The following is a 24,287-nucleotide window of genomic DNA, read 5'->3' on the forward strand; positions in this document are numbered from 1 at the left end:
GGAGCATGACTGCTTTCGCGAGACGTGAAGCGCAATGCGACTGGGAAGGCTGCGCAGCTAAGCTAATCTGGGAACTGCGCTCGGTGAACCACCGCTATCGCGAGATACAGCCGCGCCTGCCCGAAGAACTGCGCTCCCTAGATCCGGATGTTCGCGAGCATGCTGCGCAAGCCCTAGCGCGCGGTAAGCTAGAGGCTGTGCTCTACTGCAAAGGACTAAGTAGCAGCGAACTGGAAATAGATTGGCAAAGAGTGGCAAAGCTGGCGAGTGCATGTGATGAGTTATTGGAGAAATTTAGTAACTCAGCCTCCCCGGCGCCAGTTACTGAGTTCCTGCGCCTACCTGGGGTACTCAATGAACCGACAGGGGAACTGCAACCGATTAAGACGGCAGCCTTAGCGCTCTTCGATGATGCCTTGGCTGAACTTGTAGAGACCCGCAGCCGCGAGGGCAGCAAACTTGCCAATCTCATCCAACAGCGCCTTGAAGCAACCCGCGCAGCGGTAGAGGGGTTACATGAGCGGCGCTCAGCTGCCAACCAGCAAATAAGGGAAAGGCTTGAGGCGCGGATAGCCAACCTCTCCCAGCCTGCCGACCCAGGGCGGCTTGAGCAAGAGCTGGTTTATATAGCGCAACGTTTTGACATAGATGAAGAATTAGACCGCATTCAAGCCCACCTTGATGAGGTAGAACGACTGCTAGACAGCCAGGACGCAGTAGGCAGAAGGCTTGATTTCCTCATGCAGGAACTTAACCGCGAGGCCAACACCATAGCTTCCAAGGCTGCAGACTCTACAACCAGCAACACAGCGGTCGATCTCAAGGTCTGGGTAGAACAGATGAGGGAGCAGGTACAGAATGTCGAGTGACGGAGCTTATGGGCGGCTATTCATCATTTCCGCCCCATCAGGGGCTGGCAAGACCAGCTTGGTTAACAAGCTCATTGCAGAGATGCCGGGGATCGAGCTATCGGTATCTCACACCACCCGCCCCCAACGCCCTGGCGAAAAGGCAGGCATCCATTACCATTTTGTATCCACAGAAGACTTTCAAGGGATGATTGATGAGGGGCTTTTTCTCGAACATGCTCGCGTGTTTGACAATTTTTACGGCACATCCCGAACAGCAGTACTCGAGCGCTTGGCAGCCGGCATAGACGTCATACTCGAAATAGACTGGCAAGGCGCACAGCAAGTCCGCGCCCAACTCCCTGACTGCCTGTCAATATTCATTGTTCCACCATCACGCAGCGAACTGCAGCGCCGACTAAGCGCACGAGGGCAAGACAGCGCCGAAGTTATCGCAAGACGCATGCGCGATGCAGATGCTGAGATCTCCCACTATCATGAGTACGACTTTGTGCTAATAAATGATGACTTCGCTCAGGCACTCGGTAGGTTGCGTTGCATCATTACAGCCGAGCGGCAAAGGACGGAACGCCAAGCCGAATATGTAGAGAGACTGCTTGGCTAAGCGGGCACTGTTAGACGCGCTGGATCTGCACTGCCTGCATTGAGCCTTCCTTGACCTGCGACTCGACCAGGTCAAACTCGAGGATTATCTCATGGCTAGGCAGGTCAGAAGCCCGGACATCTTCAGGCAGATCACTGTCGTGAAAAAATGCTGAGGCGTAAGGGGACTCAGGGTCACGGGTATCGGTTATCCACAGATTATCCGAGGAGATCTCATGTACACCACGCAGGTAGCGAATAAATCCGTAGCTACCTTCCTGCGCGTGATAGTAGCAAATCCCTCTGACCCGCGACCCCGGCTCACCCCAAGGTGGACGACCATTGTTAGCCCGCCGGATAGGCTGCAGGCCGGGGATTAGGTAGCCACAGATATAGTCGTCAGCTACCCGTTTAAGGTCGCTTGAGACGTTCTCAAAAGCAACCACCTCTACCCTGCAACCTTGATCTTGCAGTGCACTGACCACCTGAACAAAATCACCATCGCCAGTGGCCAGAACAACGCGGGATAGATGCCTCGACTGGGTAAGGGCGTCTACAGCCATCTCCAGATCAGCGTTCGCCTTCGCGTAATGGCGTCCCTCATCATCTGTATACCAGCGAAAGTGCTTGACGATAACCTTATAGCCAAGATCGCGCAGAGAAGCGAAGAAATTACTTACCTTTTGCTGATATGAGTAATCACGGGCAGCGCGGGCATCATCGTAGACGGCGTAAACGTTGAGCCGCAACGCCTCGCCCCCGCTACGGCAAGCGAGCCGCCGGAGCACATCGTATTGCATACCAAAGCCACCATTGGCCTGGATATTGGCAGCATCCACATATAATCCTACCGCTCCCGGCGCGACCAATTGATTCTCCTTAATCGACGGTTAATTCTTACTGCCCATGATCGCGCAAACGTACCACAATATCGACCCCGCTGATATCTTTGCCGGGAGGCAACTCCATAGCGCCGCATAACTGCTGCTCGTCGACATCCAACTCTAGGTCGCTTATCTCTCCCGTAAGCTCATCGTAGGCATGGTGGTGGGGCTCGGGATTGGTATCGAAATAAGACTTACCCGAATCGATCACCAACTCACGCAACAGCCCCGCATCCTTAAACTGATTCAGAGTATTGTATACCGTCGCCAGTGAGACCTTAATACCATTGGCACTGGCTTCCTCGTAAAGTGACTCAGCCGTAACGTGGCGCCCGTTACCCTTAAACAGCAGAGATGCCAGGGCTAGTCTTTGCTGGGTCGGGCGCAAGCCGACAGAGCGCAGCATAGAGGTGGTAGCGGCATGGCTTGAGGGTTCTGATGGTGACTTCTGACTCATTTTAGACTCCTGCTCGGTTGCCGCAGCAATGAAGATTGGCATGAAACTTAGTATTATCCTAGAAAAAAAACCCAGCTAAGTAAACGCAAAAGCGTATACCCGGTTCCCAAACAGGGCCAAAAACGGGAAACTGGTAGCATGGAAGACGCTACAACCCTGATAGTCGCAGTAACCAGCGCAGTCGCAGCGGCAGCCGGGCCTATTGCCGCAGGCCATGCCCTATTAACCAAGCGCGAACCACAGGTTGCCGGGGCCTGGATCGCCGTTTGTCTCGTTTTTCCCCTAGCTGGGGCTGTCATCTACTACGTCTTCGGCATCAATCGGGTCCGCACCCGTGCCCGCAAACTTGTTGCTGAAGAACGGATCCCGCCCAGCGCCGGTCCATCCACCGAACTGCACAGCCCAACCATAAGCCCTGAATACGCTGAGCAGGTCCGTATCTCCGACGCAGTTACAGGGCGAAAGCTAGAGACCGGCAACCGCCTGCAGGTGCTGCACAATGGCGAGCAGGCTTATCCAGCCATGCTCAATGCGATCGATGCCGCCGAGCGGACCGTCTTTTTAAGCTCTTATATCTTTGAAAACAACGCCAGCGGTCGCCAGTTCATCAGAGCTCTCGCCGCTGCTTACAAACGCGGTGTTGACGTCCGCGTTCTCATCGATGGGGTTGGCGAGCTCTACTCCTGGCCGCGAGCAAGCACCTTGCTGAAACGCTCACAAGTCCCGGTTGCCCGCTTTCTGCCGCCGCGGATAATACCGCCGCAACTGTCCATAAATCTGCGCAATCACCGCAAAATGCTCATCATCGATGGCCGTCTTGCCTTTACAGGGGGAATGAACATCGGTGATCGCCATCTCGTCCAAAGCCAACGCCAACATCGCGTAGCCGACATGCACTTCTCTTTCGATGGCCCGGTAGCCCGCCAAATTGAGGAGGTTTTCCTGGAGGACTGGGAGTTTACTACTGGCATAAGTGATTACCCACCTTCGCACGCCCTGCGCCACACCGATGGCGCACTCTGCAGGGTTATCTCCGACGGACCTAACGAGGATCTGGATCGGCTGGTCATGACACTAATCGGCGCCCTTTCCGCTGCACGCGAGGAAGTATGGTTGGTGTCACCCTATTTTCTGCCCATGCGCTCTCTGGTTACCGCCCTCGAGGCGGCAGCGCTACGCGGCGTCACGGTTCGCGTACTCCTGCCTGAACAGAACAACCTGCCCTTCGTCCACTGGGCTACGCGCCACATGCTGGGCGAACTGATCCATTGGGGGGTCAAGGTATACTATCAACCTCCGCCGTTTGCCCACACTAAGCTCTTTGTCGTCGATCGGCGTTACGCTCAGGTAGGTTCAGCCAACTTGGATCCGCGCAGCCTGCGCCTGAATTTCGAGCTCAATGCCGAGATCTACAACCGCCCGTTAGCCCAGCAATTGGCTGCTGATTGCGAGAGAATATGCGCCCGCTCGAGGAGCATAACTGAGGCAGAACTTAATCAGCGTAGAGCGCTAGAGAGGGTAAGAGATGCTATCTTCTGGCTCACCTCGCCATACTTGTAATGCTCGCTGCTGCTTGTCACCCCAGTACCACCGAGAATCCGCCAATGCTTATTGATGAGTTACGCCGCAAACTTGACCCAACTGCGGTCATCACCGACCCCCACCGCCTAGCACCATACATGCAAGAGCGTCGCGGTCTCTACCCAGGCAAGGGTCAAGTCGTGGTAAGGCCCGCAAACGTACGCGACATAACTCAAGCAATAGAAATCTGCCATAGGCATGGGGCCAGCATAGTCCCCCAGGCTGGCAATACCGGCACAGTAGGAGGAGGCTCGCCGCGCTCGGCAACGGAGGTAGTGCTTAGCGTAGAAAGACTCGAGGCCATTCGTGAGATCGACCCGGATGACGGGACGATAACCGTTGAATCGGGCTGCACACTCGCTTCTATCCAACGTGCAGCCTATTCCGCGGGCCGCCTTTTCCCGCTGAGCCTCCCCTCGCAAGAGCAATGCCGGGTCGGCGGTAACCTAGCCACCAATGCCGGTGGCCTCAATGTGCTTCGCTACGGCACCACCCGCGAGCTGACTCTTGGTATCGAGGTTGTCCTCGCCGACGGCCGTATCTGGAGCAACCTTACTGGTCTACGCAAAGATAATAGCGCCTACGATCTTAAGGATTTGTTTATCGGCAGTGAGGGCACTCTCGGTGTAATAACTGCAGCCAAGCTTCGCCTGTTCCCATTGCCGCGTTGCCGGCGGGTCACCCTGCTCAGCTTACCCAGCGTGGATGCGGCTTTGCCTTTACTACGTCAACTCCAGGCAGAGAGCGGCGATGCTGTTGTAGCTGCCGAGCTGATAAGCTCCACAGCAATGGCCATGGGCCAATTGCTTGAGGGTACGCCGGCGAACCCCCTCGCAGAAGCAGACTGGTATTTGCTGCTAGAGCTTGCTTCACCTGATCCGCGCGCCGATCTAGACACCTGCTTGAGTAGCATCCTTGAGCCGGCAATGAATGACGGGTCCGTCAGTGATGCAGCCATATCCAGTAGTGAATCGAGTGCTGAGCGCTTATGGCTACTCCGCACAGCAATACCCGATGGCCAAAAACATGCCGGGGCCAGCATCAAGCATGACATATCCGTCCGTCCTGGCGAGCTGAGCAAATTTTTGCCAAAAGCCTTAGCTGCCATAACTGAGTACGACAAGGACATTCGCCCGTGCGTGTTCGGCCACGTCGGTGATGGCAATCTGCACTTCAATTTAACTCAACCAGCACAGGGTTCTGCTGATGATTTCCTAGCTCGGCGCGCAGAAATCAACCGAATCGTTCATGATATAGTGGCCAAACACCATGGCTCCATTGCTGCCGAGCACGGCGTCGGCCAATTGCGACTCAGTGAGTTATCGCGCTGTGCTGATCCACTCAGCCTTGAACTGATGGGCAGAATTAAGGACGCCCTTGATCCTAATGGAATATTCAACCGCGGCAAGAAAATACCTTGGACAAGATTTGCTCAATAACGCCCGCAGTGAGTCATAGCAAACGTGTTAAAGCAATGACAAGACTTTTCCTGTTAGCCCTTCTAGCCTGCATTGTTGCCGTGGCTGGCTGCGCCAGCTCTCCCGAGGCTAACAACCCCAACGATACGCAGGACGAGAAGCAGAATGACGATTGGAACGACGATTGGGGTGACGATGATGACTGGAATGACGACTGGGATGAAGATGGCTGGGATGAGGGCACCTCTGATCCGTTAGAGCGCTATAACCGGTGGGTTCATAGCTTTAACATGACGGCCGATGAATACCTCATCCGCCCCGTGGCCGTCACTTATAAAGAGCAAGTCCCTGATGGCATCCGCAACCCCATAGGTAACTTTTTCCGCAACCTCCTCGAGCCCTTTTACGCCCTCAACCACTACCTCCAAGGCGATGGCGAACAGGGCGCGCGTAGCATAAATCGTTTCTTCGTTAATTCCACGGTCGGAGTACTCGGCCTATTTGATGTGGCCGGTTCCGCCGGATTGGAGCGAGAGAGAACTGACCTAGGCTTGACCCTGGGTCACTGGGGGACGCCGGAAGGCCCCTATATAGTGCTCCCCTTCTTAGGGCCCAGCACTTTACGCGACAGCTCTGGGCTTGCCCTCCAATACCTTACCCGTGACTACCACAGCGTCTACTTTTGGGCAGATGTTGACCACCACCAGCGCTACTTGGCAACTGGACTATACGGTCTTGACCTGCGCGCTGGCCTGCTCTCGTTAGACGAAATGATGGAACGCACCGGCGCAGATCCATATATCTTTATGCGTGAATCCTACCTCCAGAACCGCCGCGAGCAGCTCGGCGAAGACGACTGGGATGATTGGGATGATGATTGGGATGACGACGACTGGGATAACGGGGATGATGATTGGGACGACGAGGATTGGGATAACGGGGATGATGACTGGGACGACGAGGATTGGGATAACGGGGATGATGACTGGAACGAGGATGATTGGGGCTGAGGTGAAACTCTAAAACTCCCCCGGAGCCACTCAACTGCCCCGTCGTGGAGTCGTGATGGTCTGGCGATGCATCGGGTCAAGCTAGTTGCTCATGCCGTGGAGGCAGATGAAGTTGGTTCTAGCCTTAGGAACTTTATTGTGTCACTAAAAGAAATACCCCAAGGCCGTACCCACCGACAAACCCCAAATCTCGCTCCGTTTTTCACCCCTCTCCCAATAGAGGTAGTTGATTTCCCAGAACACCTTTCTGCCGAAGCGAATCCAGGTATTGCGATAGGTAGTATCAGGATCCACTACAGGGAGGAATCCTCCATAGGTCAAACTATAGCCTTCCAGCCCAAAAGGATGATCGTAGACGACTTCGAGCCCCTGCGGATAGACCGTTTCGTTGATAGTATCGTGATCGCGGAACAGCCCGTGTCAGCACTTGAGCCCCCGTTACTCATCGAGAGGGTACCGCATCTCGAGCGTGTTGCCAGAAGGGCCCGAGCGGTAGGCGACTTCCTCCATCAGTGAGGCGATGATAGCCAAGCCGCGCCCCCCCTCCTCCGGATACTGTGCATCGGCGTCCTGCTCCAGCCGACTCAGGAGGCTATCGAGACTTTCCGGCATCGACCTGCCATGGTCGGTCACCGCAACGACAAGCCGATGCTGGTGCCGGGTTACTGTTACCTGGACGGTGTGGCCCGGCTCCCGCTGGTAGGCGTGGATGATGGCGTTATTGACCGCCTCGGACAGGGCTAGTTCCACGTCCACCGCAGCGGTCTCGTCTAGCCCTATCTCGCCGGCAAGTTCTTCCCAGGCTCGGCACAGCTCGGCGACCCGGCAGAGGTCCGAGTCCAGAGCTAGTTCGAGGAGGCTGCGCTCGCTCACCCCTCACCCGACAGCGCGGCAACCGCTTGCTCGACATTTTCATGCATGGGGAAGACCCCCTTGTCGAGCTTGGTCACCCGGAACAGCTGCTGGACCTTGGGGCTCTGCGCACCAGCGAGGACGACGGCGCCGCTCGGGTCGATGTTCTTGCGCAGCGAAAGTAGGGCCGATAGACCGCTGGAGTCAATGAATGTCACCTGGCTGAGATCAACGACGAACCTGGCAAAACCCCGGTCCAGGACCTCCAGAGCGGCCTGCTTGAACGACGATGCCTGGCTAGCGTCCAGACGCTCTACGCCTACTACCAAGATCGCGATATCCCCCCGTTCTGTGACCGCATAGCTCATGCCTGTTCCCCCTTATCGAACTCATCCCTTATGCTGAGCGGACCGTCTCTCTCAGCCAACAAATCCCGGCTCGCACCGGACCCATTATGCTCCTGCGTGATACTCACCGCCGACCTCTCACGCTCAGGCAGGCGAATGTCACGTCGTCCTCCGGCACCTCCTCGGTATGCGCCGCCATCATCCGCTCGATGCCACGTACCACCCCTTCGGCCGTACCCCCCCGCCACTGCTCCAGCGCAGCCTCAAGGCGCTCCTCCGAAAAGGGCGTGCCCATGCTGTCCTCGAACTCCACGAGACCGTCGGTGTAGATGAGCAGGAGATCGCCTCGCCCGACTGCGACCACGCCCTCCTCGTAAGAGCCCCATCCCCCGACGCCGATCGGGAGACCGCCGGTGGCAAGGGTCTCGCACCCGCCCTGCTGGCGCACCAGTAGCCCCGGCGGGTGGCCGGCGTTGCAGTAGCGGATCTCGCTGGCCACGGGATCGTAAATCAGGAAGAGGATGGTGAAGAACTTCTCGAAACGCTCCAGCGGGAACTCGGCATCCAGCGCCTCTAGGATGGCCGCCGGCGAGACCTCGCCGCGCTCAGTCACTCGCTGGCGGAGCGACTGCGCGGCAACGAACGAGACCAGCGCGGCGGCGACCCCGTGGCCGCTAACATCCAGCATGTAGAGCGCGATCCGGCCATCGCTCAGGGGGATCACCGATAGGGCGTCGCCGCCGAGTTCATCGCACGGCTGGTAGGACCAGGCTAAGTTATAGTCAGAATCATCCGGCTGTGCCTCCGGCAGGAGTGTCTGCTGGATGCGCGAGGCGACGGCGAGGTCCTGCTCGATCTTGCGCCGCTGCTCCTGGAGGCATCGATTCTTGGCAGCCAGCTCGTCCGAGCGGATCTTGAGTTGGGTGTGTGTCCAAACGCGGGCCCGGACCACCGCACCGCTGAACGGCTTAGTAATGTAGTCGACCGCTCCGAGGTCCAGCCCATGCGCCTCCTCAGCCTCCTCTCTCTTCGCCGTAATGAAGATCACCGGGATCCCTTGCGTATGCGGCTCCTGCTGCAGCCGCTCGAGGACCTCGTAGCCGCTCATGCCGGGCATGACGATATCGAGGAGAATGACATCAGGCAGGCGCTGGCGAGCAATGATCTCCAGCGCCTTCTCGCCGCTCTTGGCGATGAGGACCCGATAGGCGTCGTTGAGCAGCTTTGCTAGCCGCTCCAGGTTCGTCGACTGATCGTCAACGATGAGTACCGTCGGCCTTTCGGCGGTAGCGTCCTCATCTACCTCCATGCCTCGCCCCTCGAATCGGAGCAGACTTGCCTATCGCACAACTGTCGTTCGAGCGTTTACATCTCATCCGGGCAAGCTACCACATACTGGCAAAACCTTCTAGGCTGTTAGTGCGCGTTCCGCAGCTGTTACGATAATCTATACCTCCAATCGGGTGCCTCTAAAAATTTCGCCGGCGCCACCATCCGCCCCAGTGTGGAGGACGCCGTGAATCCATCCCTGGAGGCTTCATGGCGCCATCCCTGGCGCCAAGACCTCCACACTGGGGCGGATGGTGGCGCCGGCGAAATTTTTAGAGGTTCCCAATCGGGCCGCGGCTAGCATGTACTGAGGAAGCACGTATTGAGGAAGGGGGTCATCGCTCTAGGTATCTTCGGCCTGGTGGCCGCGACGGCCGCCGCCTACGCCCGCCTGAACGCGGACCTGGTCCACTTCCGGGTCGCCGAGTGGATCGCTCCGCTAGGCTATACCGAGATTGCAGGGGAGCATCTGGGCCGGAGCGTCGAGCTCGGCCTGAGCCACCCGGACCGACTCCGCGAAGCCGCACTCGAGCTGCTCCGGCGCGACGAGGCAGATGCGGCCTTCGCCGCCATCGACCGCCTCTGCGGACAGGGCGAGTTGGAACCCGGCCTGCGGGCGATACTGGCCGGCCACCTCGACCGCCTCGGCCACCCCGACCGGGCCCGATCCCTCTATGACGGGGCGCAGCTGACCCCGCAGGGTACGATGCACTACGCCGAGCTGCTGCGGCGTGCTGATAAGCACGAGGCGGCCATCGATCTCTACCGCAACCTGCTCCAGCGCCTGCCCCCGGACGATGGCGCCGCTCCAGAGTTCCCCAGCCGCGCCGACGTGCGCTTAGCCTGGGCTGAGACACTGGCTTGGAACGGGGCATACGCCCACGCCGAGGCGGTGCTCGCCGAGCTCCTTGAGCAGCGGCCGGAGCACCGGCCGGCCCGGCTGTTGCGGGCGCGCGTCCTGGCCTGGGGCGGCAACCCGGACGCCGCCATCGAGGCATACCGCCACTACCTGGGAGACACACCATGACACCGGACAAGGCCAACCCATTAACGCTCCTGCTACTCCTGGCGCCGCTGGCCGCATCTGGCAACGACATCGACCGAGACTCTCTCCCGGATCCAGACGCGCTGACACCACCGCCCATGGCTGAGCCACCTGCCCCGGACCCGACACCGGGGCGCGCCGCTGACACGGATGAGATCCAAGCCCGCCTTGAGCTAGCCCGCCTGCTCGCCGACCGGGAACACTACGACGAGGCTATTCAGGAGTACCGCAGGGTCCTGGAGGCTGAACCCGAGCGGATCAAGGCGCGCGTGGGGCTGGCTCGAACACTCTTCTGGGCCGGACAACACGAGGCGGCCGCCGCCGAGATCGAGGCCATCGATACCGAGGACCTAAGCCTGCAGGAGAGGCTCTTCATAGCCGACCTCCACCTGAGTAACGACGACTACGACGCCGCCATCGAGCTCTACGCTGCCTACCTCGCAGAGCACCCCGACGACCACGAGGTCCGCCACAAGAAGGCCCTGGCGCTAGCTTGGTCGGAGCGCCACGCCGCCGCCATCGAGCAGTTCGAGGCGCTGGTGGAGGCACGACCGCGGGACCGGCAACTCCAGCGACAGTTCGCCAAGGTTCTGACCTGGGCCGACAAGCCGGACCGTGCCATCGAGATGCTGCAGCGTAGCCTGGAGGAGTAGCCAGTGCCTTGGCACCGCCGGACCATCGGGGCGAGCACCGCAGCGGCGGTGCTGGTATTGGCCATGGTGGCTGATCAGACCTCCGCGCAGCCTTTGGAAGGGCAAGCGGAAGCGAGCCTCGTCGCTGCGCAGGAGCACATCACCGACCACGAGGCGCGGCACCAGCTCGCTCGGCTGCTCTCCTACCAGCCCGAGCGCTGGGAGCAGGCCTTGCACCATTACCGCCGCCTGCTTGAGGATGCTCCCGAGGATCCGGAGCTGATCACCGATACCGCGAAACTCCTCTACTGGAAGGACCGCCCCGGCGCAGCCGCCCGACTGCTGGACTCTCTGCCTGAACAGACGGCGCAGGAGCGCGCGAGCCTACTCCTCCAGGCCCGGATCGAAAACGCGCTCGGGCGCGTGGGCCAAGCGCTCGACATCCTCGAGGGCCTGAGTCCCCTGGACGGACGCGAAGAGCAGCTTCAGTACACCGAAACTCTAATCCGCTCCGGCGCCCTCCACCGCGCCGAGGCAATCCTGCGCGAGTTCCTAGCGCAGCAGCCGGAGGATCGCGAGTTCAGGCTCCGCCTCGGTGACCTCCTCCAGACCCAGGGTCGGCACTACGCCGCCGAGCACCACTACACCCACTTGCTCGCTGAAGCCCCCGAGGACGAGGTCATTCTCGGCCGGCTGAAAGGTCTCGCCGCGGCGACCGGCTTCCATTCCCATCCCCCTCCTAGCCGGGCACCCGACGCGGACCCGCTCGCTGCGCCACCACTCGCCCGCTACGCGGCGCAGCAAGTCCCTGATCCGGAACACGAACGCAAGGCTCAACCCACGCCGCCGAGGGAGGAAGCCGAAACGATCCCGCCGCATGAGCGGGAGGCACCGAGCGGCGAGGCCGACCCCGAGGCTGCGCGCGAGCTCTTCCACAAGGCCCAGCGCCTCACCGAGCAGGGCGAGATACAGCAGGCCGAGGAAACCGTCCGGGAGGCGCTGGCGCATGAGCCGGAGCTCACCCTCGCCTGTTACTTGCATGCCGATCTGCTGCTCTCGCTCGGTGCGCTGGACGCGGCCGAGTCCCGGCTCGAGGCCCTAGCCGAGCGCTTCCCGGACGCCACCCAGCCCCGCCTAGCCCTGGCGCGGCTAGCCTCATGGCAGGACGAGTTCGACCGCTCTCGGGAGCTCTACGACGCGCTTGCAAGGGCCTACCCAGAGGACCCAACCTTCGCCTGGGAGGCAGCGCGTGTCGCGTGGTGGGCCGGCGAGCACGAGGAGTCCTTGGGCCGCTACGAGGCCCTGCTGGTGGGCTCGCAGGAGGCATGGGTGGAGCACCCCGAACTGGGAGTCGCAGCCGACGCCATCCTGCAGGCGGGCGACCCACCCTTTGCCGAGCTCGAGGCCCGACTTATCGAGCACGGGGAGCCGATCGCCGACCACCCGGACTACCCTCGCTATGCTCTGCAGAAGGCGGTCTACCTAGAGGGGCGCAGCAAGCTCCTCGTCCGGCAGCAGCGTCCGCGCGAGGCGCTGTCCGTGCTACAGCGAGCGACCCATTTCCAGCCCGGCAACCAGAAGACGCTTCTCGACCAGGCCCAGGTAGCCTGCAGTCTAGGGCTGTGCGAGCTGGAGCGCGAGACCTACCAGCAGCTACTCGACATCGAGCCGCAGCACGGGCAGGCCCGACAGGGCCTCGAGCTCCTGCGCCGCGAGCGCAGCCCCAAGGCCGGGGTACAGGCTGCGTACCGCAGCGAATCCGGTCAGGAGACCGAGATCGAGGTGAGTAGCTACGGCCTCCATGGCAGCCTCCCTGTCGGCCGGCGGGCACACGGTGAAGTCACTGTCGATCGTCTCCACTACGACTTCAATTCGGAGACCCCAGAGGCGCTCGATCAGACCCGGGGAAGCCGGATCCAGGGCGCACTGACCGGCGTCGCCGGCCCGCAGTTGCTCTGGCGTGCCGAACTCGCGCACACGCGTCTCGACGAAGCCGAGGCGAGGAACGCCACCGAGGGGCGGACGCAGGCCGAGTACCACCCCGACGACCACTGGCGCGCTGGCGCCGCGCTGGCCCGGCAGCGGGTCCTGCGCAACGCGCGGACGGCGCAAGATCGGGTTTACCGGCGCGTGGTTGAGCTCGAGCTCGACCACTACCCACATCGACGGATCGATCTAACTAGCCGCGCGGAGCTGGCCGACTACAGCGACGACAACCGCGGCTACCTGCTGGAACTCCAGCCGCGGGCGCGTATCACCGATCACCCCCGCAAGCTCACGCTGGGCTTGACGCTCCAGTACCGCGACTACGACGAGGACGACGAGGACAATAGCGCCCCCGAAAACGGGCATCAGAACCAGGGCGTGGAGGAGTTCGGCTACTGGACGCCCCAGCGGTATGTCGCCAAACGCCTGTTCCTGGAGTGGCGCCACGACCTAGCAGAGGTCTTTGCCTGCCGGGCGCTGGCGCACCACTACCGGCTCCGGGTCGCGCCCTACACCGATAGTGACGGCAACAGCGGCGCGCGCTGGAGCTTGGCGTACATCTGGGACGCCTCGGAGCGGCTCCAGCTGTCGGCCGACACCTTCCTGGAACGCTCGAGCGAGTGGGACACCGAGGGCTTGGCCCTGCGCGCTACCTGGCACTTCCACTGACGCGGTAACGGATAGTCTATGGCCAAGCTCACCCGCTACTTGAACCGGAACCTGACGCTCGCCCTCGCGGGCGTAGCGATCTGCACCATCCTGCTCTACCTGATCGCCCGCACTACGCTGTTCCTCTTCGCGGACTACCTCTGGGTTGAGAAGGCAGCAGCCTCGCTGCTGCTGCTCGCCGAGCTGTTCATCATGGTCCACGCGCTCGGTTACTTCCTCAACGTCTACCATGTCAACCGCGGGGGCGGGCCCCGGGGCGGGCCCCGGGCCGCCGCTACCACCGACGGCACCCCGCAGTCGTCAGCGCCGCGGTTCATCGACGAGCAAGCCCAGGCGCAGCTCGCCGAAAAGGAGCCTCCGGAGGTCGCGATCATCGTCGCCGCCTACCGGGAGCCACTGTGGCTCGTCGAGGAGACGCTCACCTGCTTCTACAACCTCACCTACCCCAACAAGCGGCTATTCCTGCTCGACGACACGCGCTACGACCCCGCCGATCAGCGCTCGCCGGAGATGACAGAATATCGCCAGGCCCTCGATGAGATGTGCCAGCGCATCGGTGTCCACCTCTTCCGTCGCCCCTGGCGTGGCGCCAAGGCCGGGATGATCAATGACTTCCTCGCCTTCCTCGACGGCCGCCCGCCAGAGGGCTTTGAGCTCCGGCGTAGCCCACTGGATGACCGGCCCTTCGACATCAAATACGTCGCTGTCTTCGATGCAGACATGAACCCGCTGCCCGACTTCGCCGAACCCCTTGTCGCCCAGATGGAGGCGGAGCCGGATCTGGCCTTTATCCAGACGCCACAGTACTACTCCAACTTCGAGAGCAACCGGGTGGCCCACGCCGCCGGCATGCAGCAGGCGATCTTCTACGAGTACATCTGCGAGGGGAAAAGCTCCCAGGACACCATGTTCTGCTGCGGTACCAACGTCTTACTCCGCCGCGAAGCTCTCAAAGATGTCGGCGGCTTCGACGAGAGCTCGGTAACCGAGGACTTCGCCACCTCGTTACGCTTCCACTCCCGCGGCTGGCGCTCGGCCTACGTCAACCGGATCTGCGCCTTCGGCCAGGGGCCGGAGGACCTGAGCAGCTACTTCAAGCAGCAGTTCCGCTGGGCGCTAGGTACGGTGGGCCTGTTCCGCAGGATTCTCCAGGGGCTCGTCCGCTCCCCTCGCCAACTCTCGGCGGCCAAGTGGTGGGAGTACACCCTCTCCGGCAGCCACTATTTCGTGGGATGGGTGTTCCTGATCTTGGTCCTGAGCCCAGCCCTGTATCTGCTGCTGGGGGTGCCGAGCTTCTTCGCCCGGGCGGATATCTATCTGCTGTTCTTCTTCCCCTACATCGTGATCGCGCTCGCCGTCTTTACCCTGGTCATGAGCCAACGCAAATACCGACTGCGGGATCTAGTATCCGGGATCGTCCTCCAGGCCACGGCCTTCCCGGTCTACATCAAGGCCAGTTTGCTCGGCATCCTCGGCGTCCGCGGGACCTTTACCACCACCCCGAAGGCGGGTAGCCACGCCGCGCCGCTGCGGGCGCTGTGGCCCCACCTTAGCCTGATCGCGCTGTCCATCATCGCTATCACCTGGGGCATCATGCGGGCCCTCTTCGAGCAGGAGCCAATATGGGCCATCCTGGTCAACACGCTCTGGTGCCTTTACCACCTAGGCATCCTGCTGGCAGTGTTCTACTTTAATAACCCGGCACAGGAACATACGGCATGATCTATCGGCGCCTCATCCAATGGACCGGCGGCCTCCTCCTTCTCGGCGCCCATGTCCTTGTGACCTCTCTGGCCTCGGCGGGCAGCGCAGCACCGACCGCAGACGCAAAGGTCCCCTTCGGGGTTGCGCTCGACGGCAAGGCGACCCGCGAGCGCCTCGCCACCATCGAGCGCGAGCTCGACCTGGAACTGGACCTCGTTGCCATTTTTACCCAGTTCCCTGAGGATCCGCGGCACGATAACTTCCCCGCCGAGCAACTGGTGGCCATCCGGGACACTGACGCCCGCCCGGTACTGACCTGGGAGCCGATGCACGTTCAGGACGGCGAGGAGCACATCCTCCCCGCTTCGGCGATCACGGACGGCACCTATGACCCCTACCTGCGCCGCTTCGCCCGTGGAGTTAAGGCCTTCGGGGATCCGGTACTCATCCGCTTCGCCCATGAGATGAACCTGATCCGCTACCATTGGGGGGAGGCGACCCCGGAGACCTACGGCCCCGAGACTCCGGAGCGTTACCGGGAGATGTTCCGCTACGTAGTGCGCATCTTCCGCGAGGAGGGTGCCGCCGAGCACGCCCGCTTCGCCTTCAACCCCAACGCCGAGTCGGTGCCCTCCCCGGAGCACGATTCGGACGCTGCCTGGAACCGGCCGGAGGCGTACTACCCGGGTAATGACAAAGTCGACGTGTTAGCCATGGATGGCTACAACTGGGGCACCACACAGACCCCGGCCGAGCACGGGTGGCAGAGCCAGCACCAGTCCTTCCGGACCATCTTCGAGCCCCTTTATCGCACCCTGCGGGAACTCGCCCCGGAGAAGCCCATTTACGTCCTCGAGACCGCCAGCGCTGTGGAGGGCGGCGATAAGGCGCGCTGGATAGAGCAGGCCGCGGCGACGGCGATGGAATGGCAGCTGGCCGGGGTCGTCTGGTTCCACAACGACAAGGAGCTGGACTGGCGCCTAGACGCCGGCGTTGAGGACACCGCGCTCGACCCCCTGCGGCGCATGCAGGGAGGTTCTGGGGACGCGCGCGAGGAGTCTCCGAACGATGAGTGAGACCACCCCCGCTGCTGAGGCACGCCGGGAGCTGCGGCACCCCATTGAGTCCATCACCCTGCCGTTTCTCGGCTCACGCGGCGATAACTTGCAGCCGTTCCAGTACCTGCTGCGCGACGTCAGCAGCAGCGGCGTAGGCGTATTTCTGCCGAGCTGGCTGACCAACCGCGAGCGCCTTCGGCAAGGGGATCCGGTTTTTTTCCATCTCCCCTTCTTCTTTGGCGAACGACGGATCCTCAACCAAGGTTACGTCACTTGGCAGCGCTACTCTGAGGACGAGACAGGGCAGATGGTAGGAGCTCGGTTGACCAGTGGCGCTCCACTATCCTATCCGCTGGCAATTTCGATCGATGATCAGCAGATCCAGATCGACCTCAGGCGCTTTAAGTCCCCGGAAGCCCTAGCGCAGCGAATCATCCACGACTCGGTCCTACTCAAGCGCGGGATCCTGATCTATCTCCGCCACCTGGAGTCCCTCTTCTCCCGGGTCAGCGACCTCGACCGGGTGGAGTATGGCGTCTTCCGGGAACAGATCATCGGCGACGTTCGTCGGCGAATCCAGGATAACCTCGCCTACCTGGAACCATTCGATCTGCTAGCAAGTGATACTCCCGAGTTCGAGACCCCAATCACAGACCGCATCGACCTCGACGAATTCCGTGCCGCAATGGAGCCGGAGATCAACCTGGAGCTCTTCGAGTTCGCCCTTGGCACCGAGACCTCCGAGCTCTATCTGGGCTCGATCAAGACGCTGGAACACCGGCTCTATCTCAATTACAACGCCTACGTCATGATCTACATTCAGGCGCTTTGACGGGTAGGGTTAAACCGGAATCAACAGGTCGCACAGCTGGGGGGGCTACCCGGGGTAAAAGTTCGGCAGCTGATGTGAGCTTTTTAAGTGCTTGATCTTATGGTGGCTATGGGTGGAGTCGAACCACCGACCTTCGCATTATGAGTGCGACGCTCTAACCAGCTGAGCTACATAGCCTTCAGTCTGTCCAGCCTATTCTCTTTCAGAACACCGACTATGTCAACATTCACAGAACTGTGCGCAGGTGTTGCCTATTTGCGACAAAAAACCACTAGCCTCAAACCAATCCCTTTATAATCAGTAGCTTTTTGCGTCGCTCATAGGCGACTAAAGCCGTCGCCACACCGATATGGGGTGCGGACGAAAACTCTGTGAGCGGCTTAAGATGCTGTCGGCTGGACCCCGAAGCACTGACGTTATTGGCACAAAAAATGCATTCTTGTTCCATGGCTAGAGTGAAATATTGCTAGTAAGCAGAAAACACAATTTGCGATCAGGAGGTTTCAATGCCGTACAAGATGCTTTTCGCCATGCTTCTCGGCCTACTCATAAGCGCAGGTATGGCAGGGTGCGCCGGCCAAGAACAAGAGCCTGCCGAGCCGGGCACTGAGCCAGCTCCAGAAGGAGAGGATCCGTGGGGTCAGCCAGAGCCACAACAAGAAGAGGATCCATTTGGCGGCGGTGGAGAACAGTGGTAGCAACGCGAACTGTCTAACCGCTGAGCACCCCTGCAGAGTGCAAGGCGCTTACGGGGGGTGCTTCGAATTTATACCAACACCAATTCTGCACGCTATTTGAATAAGGCTGGTTTAAACGAAATCATCTATATAGCGACCACAGCCATCGGCACAGTCATCCTTCCCCTGCACACTGGCACTTACCAATAGCATTTGGCCCCTAAGCAGATCGGTCTGGTCTTCGATAGCTGCCTTAATGGCCTCCTTGGCTTGGTGCCCTTTGTAGCCGCCGTAGAGGCCGGCACCAATGCTGAGAATACCCACCAATTCCATACTTATCCCTCCCTCCTGACATAGATGTCGCCAGCAGACAACAAGATAGTATCCCTTTCAAAGTATAAGACCTAATACTACCCCGATCGTGATCAATTACAAGCTCTTCCTTTTGCATATCCGAACCTGCCATATTGGGCGCCTCTACCTCCCTGAGTCATTTGGCTGCCCCGATATGGGGGTGTTAGCACCGGGACGGCGGCATGAAGCCGCTAGGTGGATTCACGGCATCATCCACACCGGAACAGCCAACACCCCAGGGGTAGTTTTAAAGTTTCAATAGTGCAACCCTTAGACGGCGATTTAAGTTATCATCTGGATTATGGACAACATGCGCTACCCTTCAGACAAAAACTTGTTACCCCATATAAACACCCCAAGCGAACTGCGGACATTGCCCATTGAGCGATTACCTCATTTGGCTCAGGAGGTTCGCGAATACCTTATCGATTGCGTTTCGCAAAGTGGCGGCCATCTAGCCGCCGGACTTGGGGCTGTAGAGCTAACCATAGCCCTCCACTACACCTTGAACACCCCAGATGACCGAGTTGTATGGGACGTTGGCCACCAGTGCTACGCCCATAAGGTTTTAACCGGCCGCAGGGAAGAGCTCAAACGTATTCGCCAGAGCGACGGACCAGCTGGATTTCCCTGCCGAGACGAGAGCACTTTTGATGCCTTTGGTGTAGGCCACTCTTCAACAAGCATAAGTGCTGCACTTGGCATGTCGCTAGGTGCCCAGGCTACTGGCTCAGGCAGGCGCAGCATAGCGGTTATCGGCGATGGCGGCATGACCGCCGGTGAGGCATTTGAGGCCCTTAATCACGCCGGGGGGATTGAAGCCGACCTACTAGTCATCCTCAACGACAATGAGATGTCGATATCCGAAAACGTCGGCGCACTGTCCAACTACTTAACAAGATTGCTCTCCGCACCACTGACCGGGTCGCTGCGCAGAGGGGCTCGCGATGTGTTGCGCCACGTCCCTCCCGTTCACCAGCTGGCCAGACGGACCGAAGAGCATGTAAAGGGAATGCTCGCCCCCGGCACACTGTTCGAGGAGCTTGGCTTTAACTACTTTGGCCCGGTTGATGGACATGACCTGCCAGGCCTTATCCAAGTGCTCCAGAACCTTCGCGATCAACCGGGACCCCGCCTACTGCATATAGTTACCCGCAAAGGCAAGGGTTATGCCCCGGCAGAAAAAGACCCCATTAGCTATCACGGTGTCGGCCGCTTTGACCCCAAGCATGGTTTAACCAAGTCGGCAAGCGGCTCGCTAAGCTACACTGATGTGTTCAGTCGCTGGATATGCCGAGCTGCCGCTGAGGACTCAAGAGTTCAGGCGATAACCCCTGCCATGCGCGAGGGATCCGGTCTAAATGAGTTTGCCGAACAGTTTCCAGCACGTTTTTTTGACGTTGGCATAGCCGAACAACATGCTATAACCTTCGCCGCCGGGCTTGCTTGTGAGGGCACCAAACCGGTAGTAGCAATTTACTCCACCTTCTTGCAACGCGGCTATGACCAGCTAATCCACGATGTTGCCTTACAGCGGCTCCCAGTGATTTTCGCCATCGACAGGGCCGGCATAGTCGGAGCCGACGGCGCCACTCACCAAGGCACATACGACATTAGCTTTTTGCGCTGTATCCCGGATATGGTGATCATGGCCCCGAGCAGCGCGGTTGAGTGCTGGCGGATGTTAAGCACCGGACTAACCCACACAGGGCCATCGGCAATTCGCTATCCGCGCGGCAAAGACAATGCCACAAAACTGCCCGACGACCTCGAGCCGATCCCAGTAGGCAAGGCAGTAGTCAAACGCAGCGGAGAATCGGGCACTGTAGTCCTAGCATTTGGCCCGCTGCTTGCCGCAGCAGAAGCCGTTGCAGATGAGTTAGACCTGACTATAGTAGACATGCGTTTCGTTAAACCCCTCGACACTGAAACCATTGCTGATATTGCTAGCTGCCATCACCATATAGTTACCATTGAGGAGAATGTCATTAGCGGAGGCGCGGGCAGCGCGGTCAGTGAATTTTTGCATAGAGAGGGCGTAAAAAATGTATCCATTACTCACATGGGGCTCCCTGACCGACCGATTGAGCACGGCGAGCGTGATGAACTGCTCGCCACGTTAGGCCTAGACGCTCAAGGCTTGAGGCAAGTTGTCTTAAGAGAAGATAATCTTGACTAACGAATCCTTAATCTCCCAAGCATTGGAGAAGAAAAAGGCTAAGCACGAACGCTTTGCCGAGATCGACTATATCCGGCTAACAGATGCACAGGGCGGCTGGCCAAGGGGTACCGTGTTCCTCAATAACCGTGCAGTACCAGGCTACCCATCAATAGGTCGGGTTCTTAATCTCGAGCAAGGGCTTGAGCAACAATTTTATGCCCCGTTCCATGCCGAAGAGAAGATCGACGGCTACAACGTAAGGATAGTTAAGCACGAAGGGCACTATCTAGCCTTCTCCCGAGGCGGGTTCGTCTGCCCATTCACCACTGACCGCTTACCTGATCTAATAGATACCGACATACTTGATAGTCACCCCGACTTAGTAATTTGCGGTGAAGTAGCCGGGCCCGGCAACCCGTACCTCGAAGGGCATCCACCTGATATTAGCGATGAGATAGTATTACTGGTATTCGACTTGATGCGCTTTGATGAGCTTGGTTTTTTTGAAACCACCGAGAAGCTGAACATCATTAGGCAATTCAACCTGCCAGCAGTACCTTACCATGGGCGTTTCGAGCCCCATCAAGCCCAACAGATCAGGGATATTCTTCCAGAGCTCGATGATCGGGGGGTAGAAGGCCTAGTGCTAAAGGAGGAGGGGGCACGACAGAAGCGCGCCAAATATGTCACCCCAGCCTCAGTGGTGCAAGACATCCGGGCTATGGGTGACGCCTTGATGGACATGCCAGCAGAATACTTCACCAATAGACTGCTGCGACTAGTGCTCATCCTCGAGGAATCGCCGCAGCTCGATTCCTCACAGCTTCGCTATGAGCTCGGCTGCGCCCTGATTGACCCCCTGCTGGAGGCCGCACGCAACCACCCAGCAACACACAAGGTCTCACACCACTTTGAGTGTCGCTTCCGGCACCGCATTAACGCCGAGCGTTTTATTCAGCACATTAGCCGAGCACCACAGAGAGAGATTCACTCATCAGTCAGATCACTAGAAGAGGATCAAGACGGCTATTGGGTCTTAACCTTTGAGCGTGTCTTCCCTCGCGTCAGCGGCCTCCTTGCCAACTTTCTCAGTGGTGGTCAGGTCCACGACTAGCCCAAATCTAGCCGCCGCCCTATATCTGACTACTACGCAGAAAACTATCATGCGTACTCGTCGAGCTGGTGCTGGCCATCATCTTGCTGATCGATAGCATCAGAACCCTCCTGGCGCGCCGGCTGTTTATCCTGCGACCCATTATCAGCCAAAGCTTTGCGCTTATTTTTGTCATTGCGCAAACGCTCATCAATGGCATCAGGCCGATCAGGCTCATCACTCCTATGCCCAGTCTTCTCAATGCGTGGAAACGGCGCTACCGGCTCAACCGCGTTCACTTCCTTGAGTTTACGCAGCTGGATGTTCCGACTTACATCACGAATTGGGGGAACGTTGAACATGGCATCCCCTCCTCTATTTAGACCTTCAAGCTAGTCTCCAAAACAAGCAGAAGCCCCTAAAGCGCATATACTAGGCTTAGATCTACAAACTATTTATCCTCCTTTGCTCATAATCGGCCGTTCACCATCTTTCTTGACAAAGCTGATAACATCCATGATGTGCAAAGGAGTATAGCTAAAGCTTGGTCTAAGCAGCCAACTGGTTCAAAATAGACTTCAAGTGCAGCGGGCAGAGTAGTTGAACGCGTTTCTGCACTTGTCACTAACTTTCATAACCCACCTGGAGGGAGATTTCAAGCCAATGCAGATCCAGATAAACCCCGGCTCCGGTGTTCACATATCCGAGGCTCTCGAGCGCAACATACACGAGGCCCTAGGAGCCATTGACCGGCGCTTTGGAGACCAATTGACACGCATCGAAGTACACTTCCAGGATGTCAATGGACCAAAAGGCGGGGTAAACAAGCACTGCCGCATAGAGGCCAGGCCCCGGGGCCTTGACCCGGTCATCGCCGAGAACACCGCAGAGGATGCATACGACTCGGCGCGAGGCGCGGCGCGCAAGCTGGAAAGCGTGTTAGATACTCGCTTCGGCAAGTTAGCTAGCAAGCAACGGGGCAACAACCACTGATTAGCTGATAAGCGGCTTTTCATCCCGCCTTATAGGGAGCTTCACAACTCCCTATTTGGGGCGGGTGCTAAACATTAAACCTGAAATGCACTACATCGCCTTCTTGTAGGACGTATTCCTTGCCCTCAAGACGCATCTTGCCAGCCTCTTTAGCTCCTTGCTCACCACCACAGCTAACAAGATCGTCAAAGCTAGTAACTTCGGCGCGAATAAAGCCGCGCTGCATATCGCTATGAATCTTCCCCGCTGCTTGTGGGGCAGTTGACCCTGCTGTTACGGTCCATGCTCGCACCTCCTGCGGGCCGGCGGTGAAGAAGGTCTGCAAGCCGAGCAGCCTGTAGCCGGCGCGAATAACCATATTCAATCCGGGCTCATCAAGGCCGTAAGCGCTAAGCATTTCTGCTCGGTCCGCGTCTTCAAGAACAGCCAACTCCGCCTCAATGGCCGCACAAACCGGAACCACCTCAGCTTTTTCGGCTGCGGCACGCTGCTGCACAGACTCCAGCAAGGGGTTTTCGGCGAACCCATCTTCTGCAACATTGGCTATGTACATCAGCGGCTTATTAGTAAGCAGGTGAAACTCCTTGAGCTTATGGCGACTCTCCTCATCAAGATCGAGCGCCCGTACCGGGCTACCGCTATCCAGCCCATCGCGTACTCGCTCAAGCAGATCGCGCATCCCCACCGCCTGCTTATCGCCACTTTTTGCTGCGCGCTCTTGTCTTTGCAAGGCTTTATTTAGCGTATCAAGATCGGCAAGGGCCAGTTCGGTTGCGATTGTCTCAATATCAGACACTGGATCTATGCTGCCGCTTACATGGTGTACATCTTCGTCCTCAAAACAACGTACAACCATAGCAATGGCGTCCGTTTCGCGGATGTGGGCCAGAAACTGATTGCCCAACCCCTCGCCTTGCGCAGCACCTGATACCAACCCGGCGATATCGACAAACTCCATCGTGGTAGGGACCACCTTGTTCGGCTTAACCAGCCGGGCAAGTTCATCTAGCCTCGGGTCAGGCACGGGGACTATGCCAACGTTTGGGTCTATAGTGCAGAAAGGGTAGTTTTCGGCCGGGATATCGTTTTTTGTTAAGGCGTTGAATAATGTCGACTTGCCCACGTTAGGCAGGCCGACGATACCGCAATTAAATCCCATAAGGAAACTCAACCATGTAGTTGACGGCAGGCGCGATCCCAATCACCCGCCAGTAGCCAGGGTAGCACTTCGGCGGCCTCTTCCACAGCGACCTCAAGTTGCCTGCGCTCCGCTTTACTCGGCTGCGATAAGACGTGGCTGACAACGCCATCACGATGGCCAGGATGGCCAACACCGATTCTTACTCTAGCAAACTCTGCCGAGCCTAACGTCGCCTGGGTGTGTCGCAACCCCTTATGGCCGCCATGACCTCCGCCACGCTTAATGCGGACCGTTCCGGGCGGGAGGTCCAACTCATCGTGGGCAACTAATATTGACTGGACCGGAATATTGTAGTAATTGGCCATCGCGCCAATCGAGTTGCCGCTATGATTCATGAAGGTAGTAGGCTCAAGCAATCGGCAAGTATAACCATCTATGTTCACACGGCCTGTTACGCCGGAAAATTTCTTTTCCAGACGCAGCTCGCCGCCATGGCGCCGGAGCAACTCCTCAATAAACCAGAACCCGGCATTGTGCCGGGTTCCTTCGTACTTTGCGCCGGGGTTGCCAAGGCCGACGATGAGCCTAAACTCACCCTCTTGACCTTGCACTG

Annotated in this window: 25 protein-coding genes and 1 tRNA gene; 15 read left to right on the forward strand and 11 right to left on the reverse strand. The window is 58.9% G+C overall.

What is annotated here, in order from left to right; genetic code table 11:
- The first annotated feature begins 5 nt into the window (after positions 1-5).
- Complete coding sequence (locus tag HH1059_RS11915; RefSeq protein WP_231901954.1) at positions 6-869, forward strand: YicC/YloC family endoribonuclease; 864 nt, start codon at positions 6-8, stop codon at positions 867-869.
- On the forward strand, positions 859-1,473 hold the full coding sequence (gene gmk, locus HH1059_RS11920) for a guanylate kinase (RefSeq protein WP_096406319.1): 615 nt from the start codon (positions 859-861) through the stop codon (positions 1,471-1,473). The genes HH1059_RS11915 and gmk overlap by 11 nt, the downstream gene beginning before the upstream one ends.
- A gap of 10 nt (positions 1,474-1,483) precedes the next feature.
- Here gmk and HH1059_RS11925 read toward each other — a convergent pair whose 3' ends face one another.
- A complete protein-coding gene (locus HH1059_RS11925) occupies positions 1,484-2,320 on the reverse strand; it encodes a LabA-like NYN domain-containing protein (RefSeq protein WP_096406322.1) in 837 nt (278 codons plus the stop codon).
- A 28-nt stretch (positions 2,321-2,348) separates the two neighbouring features.
- Positions 2,349-2,792: an iron response transcriptional regulator IrrA gene (gene irrA, locus HH1059_RS11930; RefSeq protein WP_096410247.1), complete on the reverse strand. Its 444-nt coding sequence runs from the start codon at positions 2,790-2,792 to the stop codon at positions 2,349-2,351.
- Positions 2,793-2,930: 138 nt separating this feature from the next.
- On the opposite strand from irrA, the gene cls reads away from it, so the two are divergent.
- Genes cls through HH1059_RS11945 form a run of 3 tightly spaced genes read left to right on the forward strand, consistent with a single transcriptional unit; the run spans position 2,931 to position 6,801 of the window.
- On the forward strand, positions 2,931-4,352 hold the full coding sequence (gene cls / locus HH1059_RS11935; RefSeq protein ID WP_096406324.1) for a cardiolipin synthase: 1,422 nt from the start codon (positions 2,931-2,933) through the stop codon (positions 4,350-4,352).
- A gap of 44 nt (positions 4,353-4,396) precedes the next feature.
- Positions 4,397-5,812 (forward strand): FAD-binding oxidoreductase, encoded by a 1,416-nt coding sequence (locus HH1059_RS11940; RefSeq protein ID WP_096410248.1) that lies wholly within the window; start codon positions 4,397-4,399, stop codon positions 5,810-5,812.
- A 35-nt stretch (positions 5,813-5,847) separates the two neighbouring features.
- Positions 5,848-6,801 (forward strand): MlaA family lipoprotein, encoded by a 954-nt coding sequence (locus tag HH1059_RS11945; RefSeq protein ID WP_096406327.1) that lies wholly within the window; start codon positions 5,848-5,850, stop codon positions 6,799-6,801.
- A 144-nt stretch (positions 6,802-6,945) separates the two neighbouring features.
- Here HH1059_RS11945 and HH1059_RS13565 read toward each other — a convergent pair whose 3' ends face one another.
- The 4 genes from HH1059_RS13565 to HH1059_RS11960 form a co-directional block, all read right to left on the reverse strand.
- Complete coding sequence (locus HH1059_RS13565; RefSeq protein ID WP_162549544.1) at positions 6,946-7,095, reverse strand: hypothetical protein; 150 nt, start codon at positions 7,093-7,095, stop codon at positions 6,946-6,948.
- 144 nt (positions 7,096-7,239) lie between these two features.
- Positions 7,240-7,674: an ATP-binding protein gene (locus HH1059_RS11950; RefSeq protein ID WP_096406329.1), complete on the reverse strand. Its 435-nt coding sequence runs from the start codon at positions 7,672-7,674 to the stop codon at positions 7,240-7,242.
- Entirely contained in the window at positions 7,671-8,021 is a 351-nt protein-coding gene (locus HH1059_RS11955; protein WP_096406332.1) for an STAS domain-containing protein, read from the reverse strand. Before HH1059_RS11955 ends, HH1059_RS11950 begins: the two co-directional genes overlap by 4 nt.
- A gap of 103 nt (positions 8,022-8,124) precedes the next feature.
- The gene (locus HH1059_RS11960; protein ID WP_096406334.1) at positions 8,125-9,309 is read right to left on the reverse strand and encodes a PP2C family protein-serine/threonine phosphatase; all 1,185 of its coding nucleotides are present in this window, start codon (positions 9,307-9,309) and stop codon (positions 8,125-8,127) included.
- 342 nt (positions 9,310-9,651) lie between these two features.
- On the opposite strand from HH1059_RS11960, the gene HH1059_RS11965 reads away from it, so the two are divergent.
- From HH1059_RS11965 to HH1059_RS11990, 6 genes are read left to right on the forward strand one after another with little or no spacing between them, the layout of a single operon-like run.
- Positions 9,652-10,356, forward strand: coding sequence for a tetratricopeptide repeat protein (locus tag HH1059_RS11965; protein ID WP_096406337.1), 705 nt, complete (start codon positions 9,652-9,654; stop codon positions 10,354-10,356).
- Positions 10,353-11,027, forward strand: coding sequence for a tetratricopeptide repeat protein (locus HH1059_RS11970; RefSeq protein WP_096406339.1), 675 nt, complete (start codon positions 10,353-10,355; stop codon positions 11,025-11,027). The genes HH1059_RS11965 and HH1059_RS11970 overlap by 4 nt, the downstream gene beginning before the upstream one ends.
- 3 nt (positions 11,028-11,030) lie before the next feature.
- Positions 11,031-13,661: a tetratricopeptide repeat protein gene (locus tag HH1059_RS11975; RefSeq protein WP_096406342.1), complete on the forward strand. Its 2,631-nt coding sequence runs from the start codon at positions 11,031-11,033 to the stop codon at positions 13,659-13,661.
- 18 nt (positions 13,662-13,679) lie between these two features.
- Positions 13,680-15,383 carry a glycosyltransferase family 2 protein gene (locus HH1059_RS11980; RefSeq protein ID WP_096406345.1) on the forward strand — a complete coding sequence of 568 codons (1,704 nt, stop codon included), beginning with the start codon at positions 13,680-13,682 and terminating at the stop codon, positions 15,381-15,383.
- Entirely contained in the window at positions 15,380-16,441 is a 1,062-nt protein-coding gene (locus HH1059_RS11985) for a glycoside hydrolase family 26 protein (RefSeq protein WP_096406347.1), read from the forward strand. Before HH1059_RS11980 ends, HH1059_RS11985 begins: the two co-directional genes overlap by 4 nt.
- A complete protein-coding gene (locus tag HH1059_RS11990; RefSeq protein ID WP_096406350.1) occupies positions 16,434-17,255 on the forward strand; it encodes a PilZ domain-containing protein in 822 nt (273 codons plus the stop codon). The genes HH1059_RS11985 and HH1059_RS11990 overlap by 8 nt, the downstream gene beginning before the upstream one ends.
- 100 nt (positions 17,256-17,355) lie before the next feature.
- On the opposite strand, the gene HH1059_RS11995 is transcribed toward HH1059_RS11990, so the two are convergent.
- Positions 17,356-17,432, reverse strand: a tRNA-Met gene (locus HH1059_RS11995).
- Positions 17,433-17,761: 329 nt separating this feature from the next.
- Here HH1059_RS11995 and HH1059_RS12000 point away from each other — a divergent pair.
- Positions 17,762-17,953, forward strand: a complete 192-nt coding sequence (locus HH1059_RS12000) for a hypothetical protein (protein WP_096406352.1) — start codon at positions 17,762-17,764, stop codon at positions 17,951-17,953.
- Between the two features lie 111 nt (positions 17,954-18,064).
- Here the strand turns inward: HH1059_RS12000 and HH1059_RS12005 are convergent, their stop codons facing one another.
- Positions 18,065-18,265: a hypothetical protein gene (locus HH1059_RS12005; protein ID WP_096406355.1), complete on the reverse strand. Its 201-nt coding sequence runs from the start codon at positions 18,263-18,265 to the stop codon at positions 18,065-18,067.
- A gap of 331 nt (positions 18,266-18,596) precedes the next feature.
- Between HH1059_RS12005 and dxs the strand changes: the two genes are divergently transcribed.
- Positions 18,597-20,465: a 1-deoxy-D-xylulose-5-phosphate synthase gene (gene dxs, locus HH1059_RS12010; protein ID WP_096406357.1), complete on the forward strand. Its 1,869-nt coding sequence runs from the start codon at positions 18,597-18,599 to the stop codon at positions 20,463-20,465.
- Positions 20,458-21,561 carry an RNA ligase gene (locus HH1059_RS12015; RefSeq protein ID WP_162549545.1) on the forward strand — a complete coding sequence of 368 codons (1,104 nt, stop codon included), beginning with the start codon at positions 20,458-20,460 and terminating at the stop codon, positions 21,559-21,561. Before dxs ends, HH1059_RS12015 begins: the two co-directional genes overlap by 8 nt.
- A 47-nt stretch (positions 21,562-21,608) precedes the next feature.
- Here the strand turns inward: HH1059_RS12015 and HH1059_RS12020 are convergent, their stop codons facing one another.
- Entirely contained in the window at positions 21,609-21,902 is a 294-nt protein-coding gene (locus HH1059_RS12020; protein WP_096406362.1) for a hypothetical protein, read from the reverse strand.
- Positions 21,903-22,203: 301 nt separating this feature from the next.
- Between HH1059_RS12020 and HH1059_RS12025 the strand changes: the two genes are divergently transcribed.
- The gene (locus tag HH1059_RS12025) at positions 22,204-22,533 is read left to right on the forward strand and encodes an HPF/RaiA family ribosome-associated protein (RefSeq protein WP_096406365.1); all 330 of its coding nucleotides are present in this window, start codon (positions 22,204-22,206) and stop codon (positions 22,531-22,533) included.
- Positions 22,534-22,600: 67 nt separating this feature from the next.
- Here HH1059_RS12025 and ychF read toward each other — a convergent pair whose 3' ends face one another.
- Both ychF and pth read right to left on the reverse strand, forming a co-directional pair.
- Positions 22,601-23,692 (reverse strand): redox-regulated ATPase YchF, encoded by a 1,092-nt coding sequence (gene ychF, locus HH1059_RS12030; protein WP_096406368.1) that lies wholly within the window; start codon positions 23,690-23,692, stop codon positions 22,601-22,603.
- Positions 23,693-23,700: 8 nt separating this feature from the next.
- Complete coding sequence (gene pth / locus HH1059_RS12035) at positions 23,701-24,285, reverse strand: aminoacyl-tRNA hydrolase (RefSeq protein WP_338072299.1); 585 nt, start codon at positions 24,283-24,285, stop codon at positions 23,701-23,703.
- Between the last annotated feature and the right edge of the window lie 2 nt (positions 24,286-24,287).

The sequence above is a fragment of the Halorhodospira halochloris genome, from assembly GCF_002356555.2.
Classification (GTDB): domain Bacteria; phylum Pseudomonadota; class Gammaproteobacteria; order Nitrococcales; family Halorhodospiraceae; genus Halorhodospira; species Halorhodospira halochloris.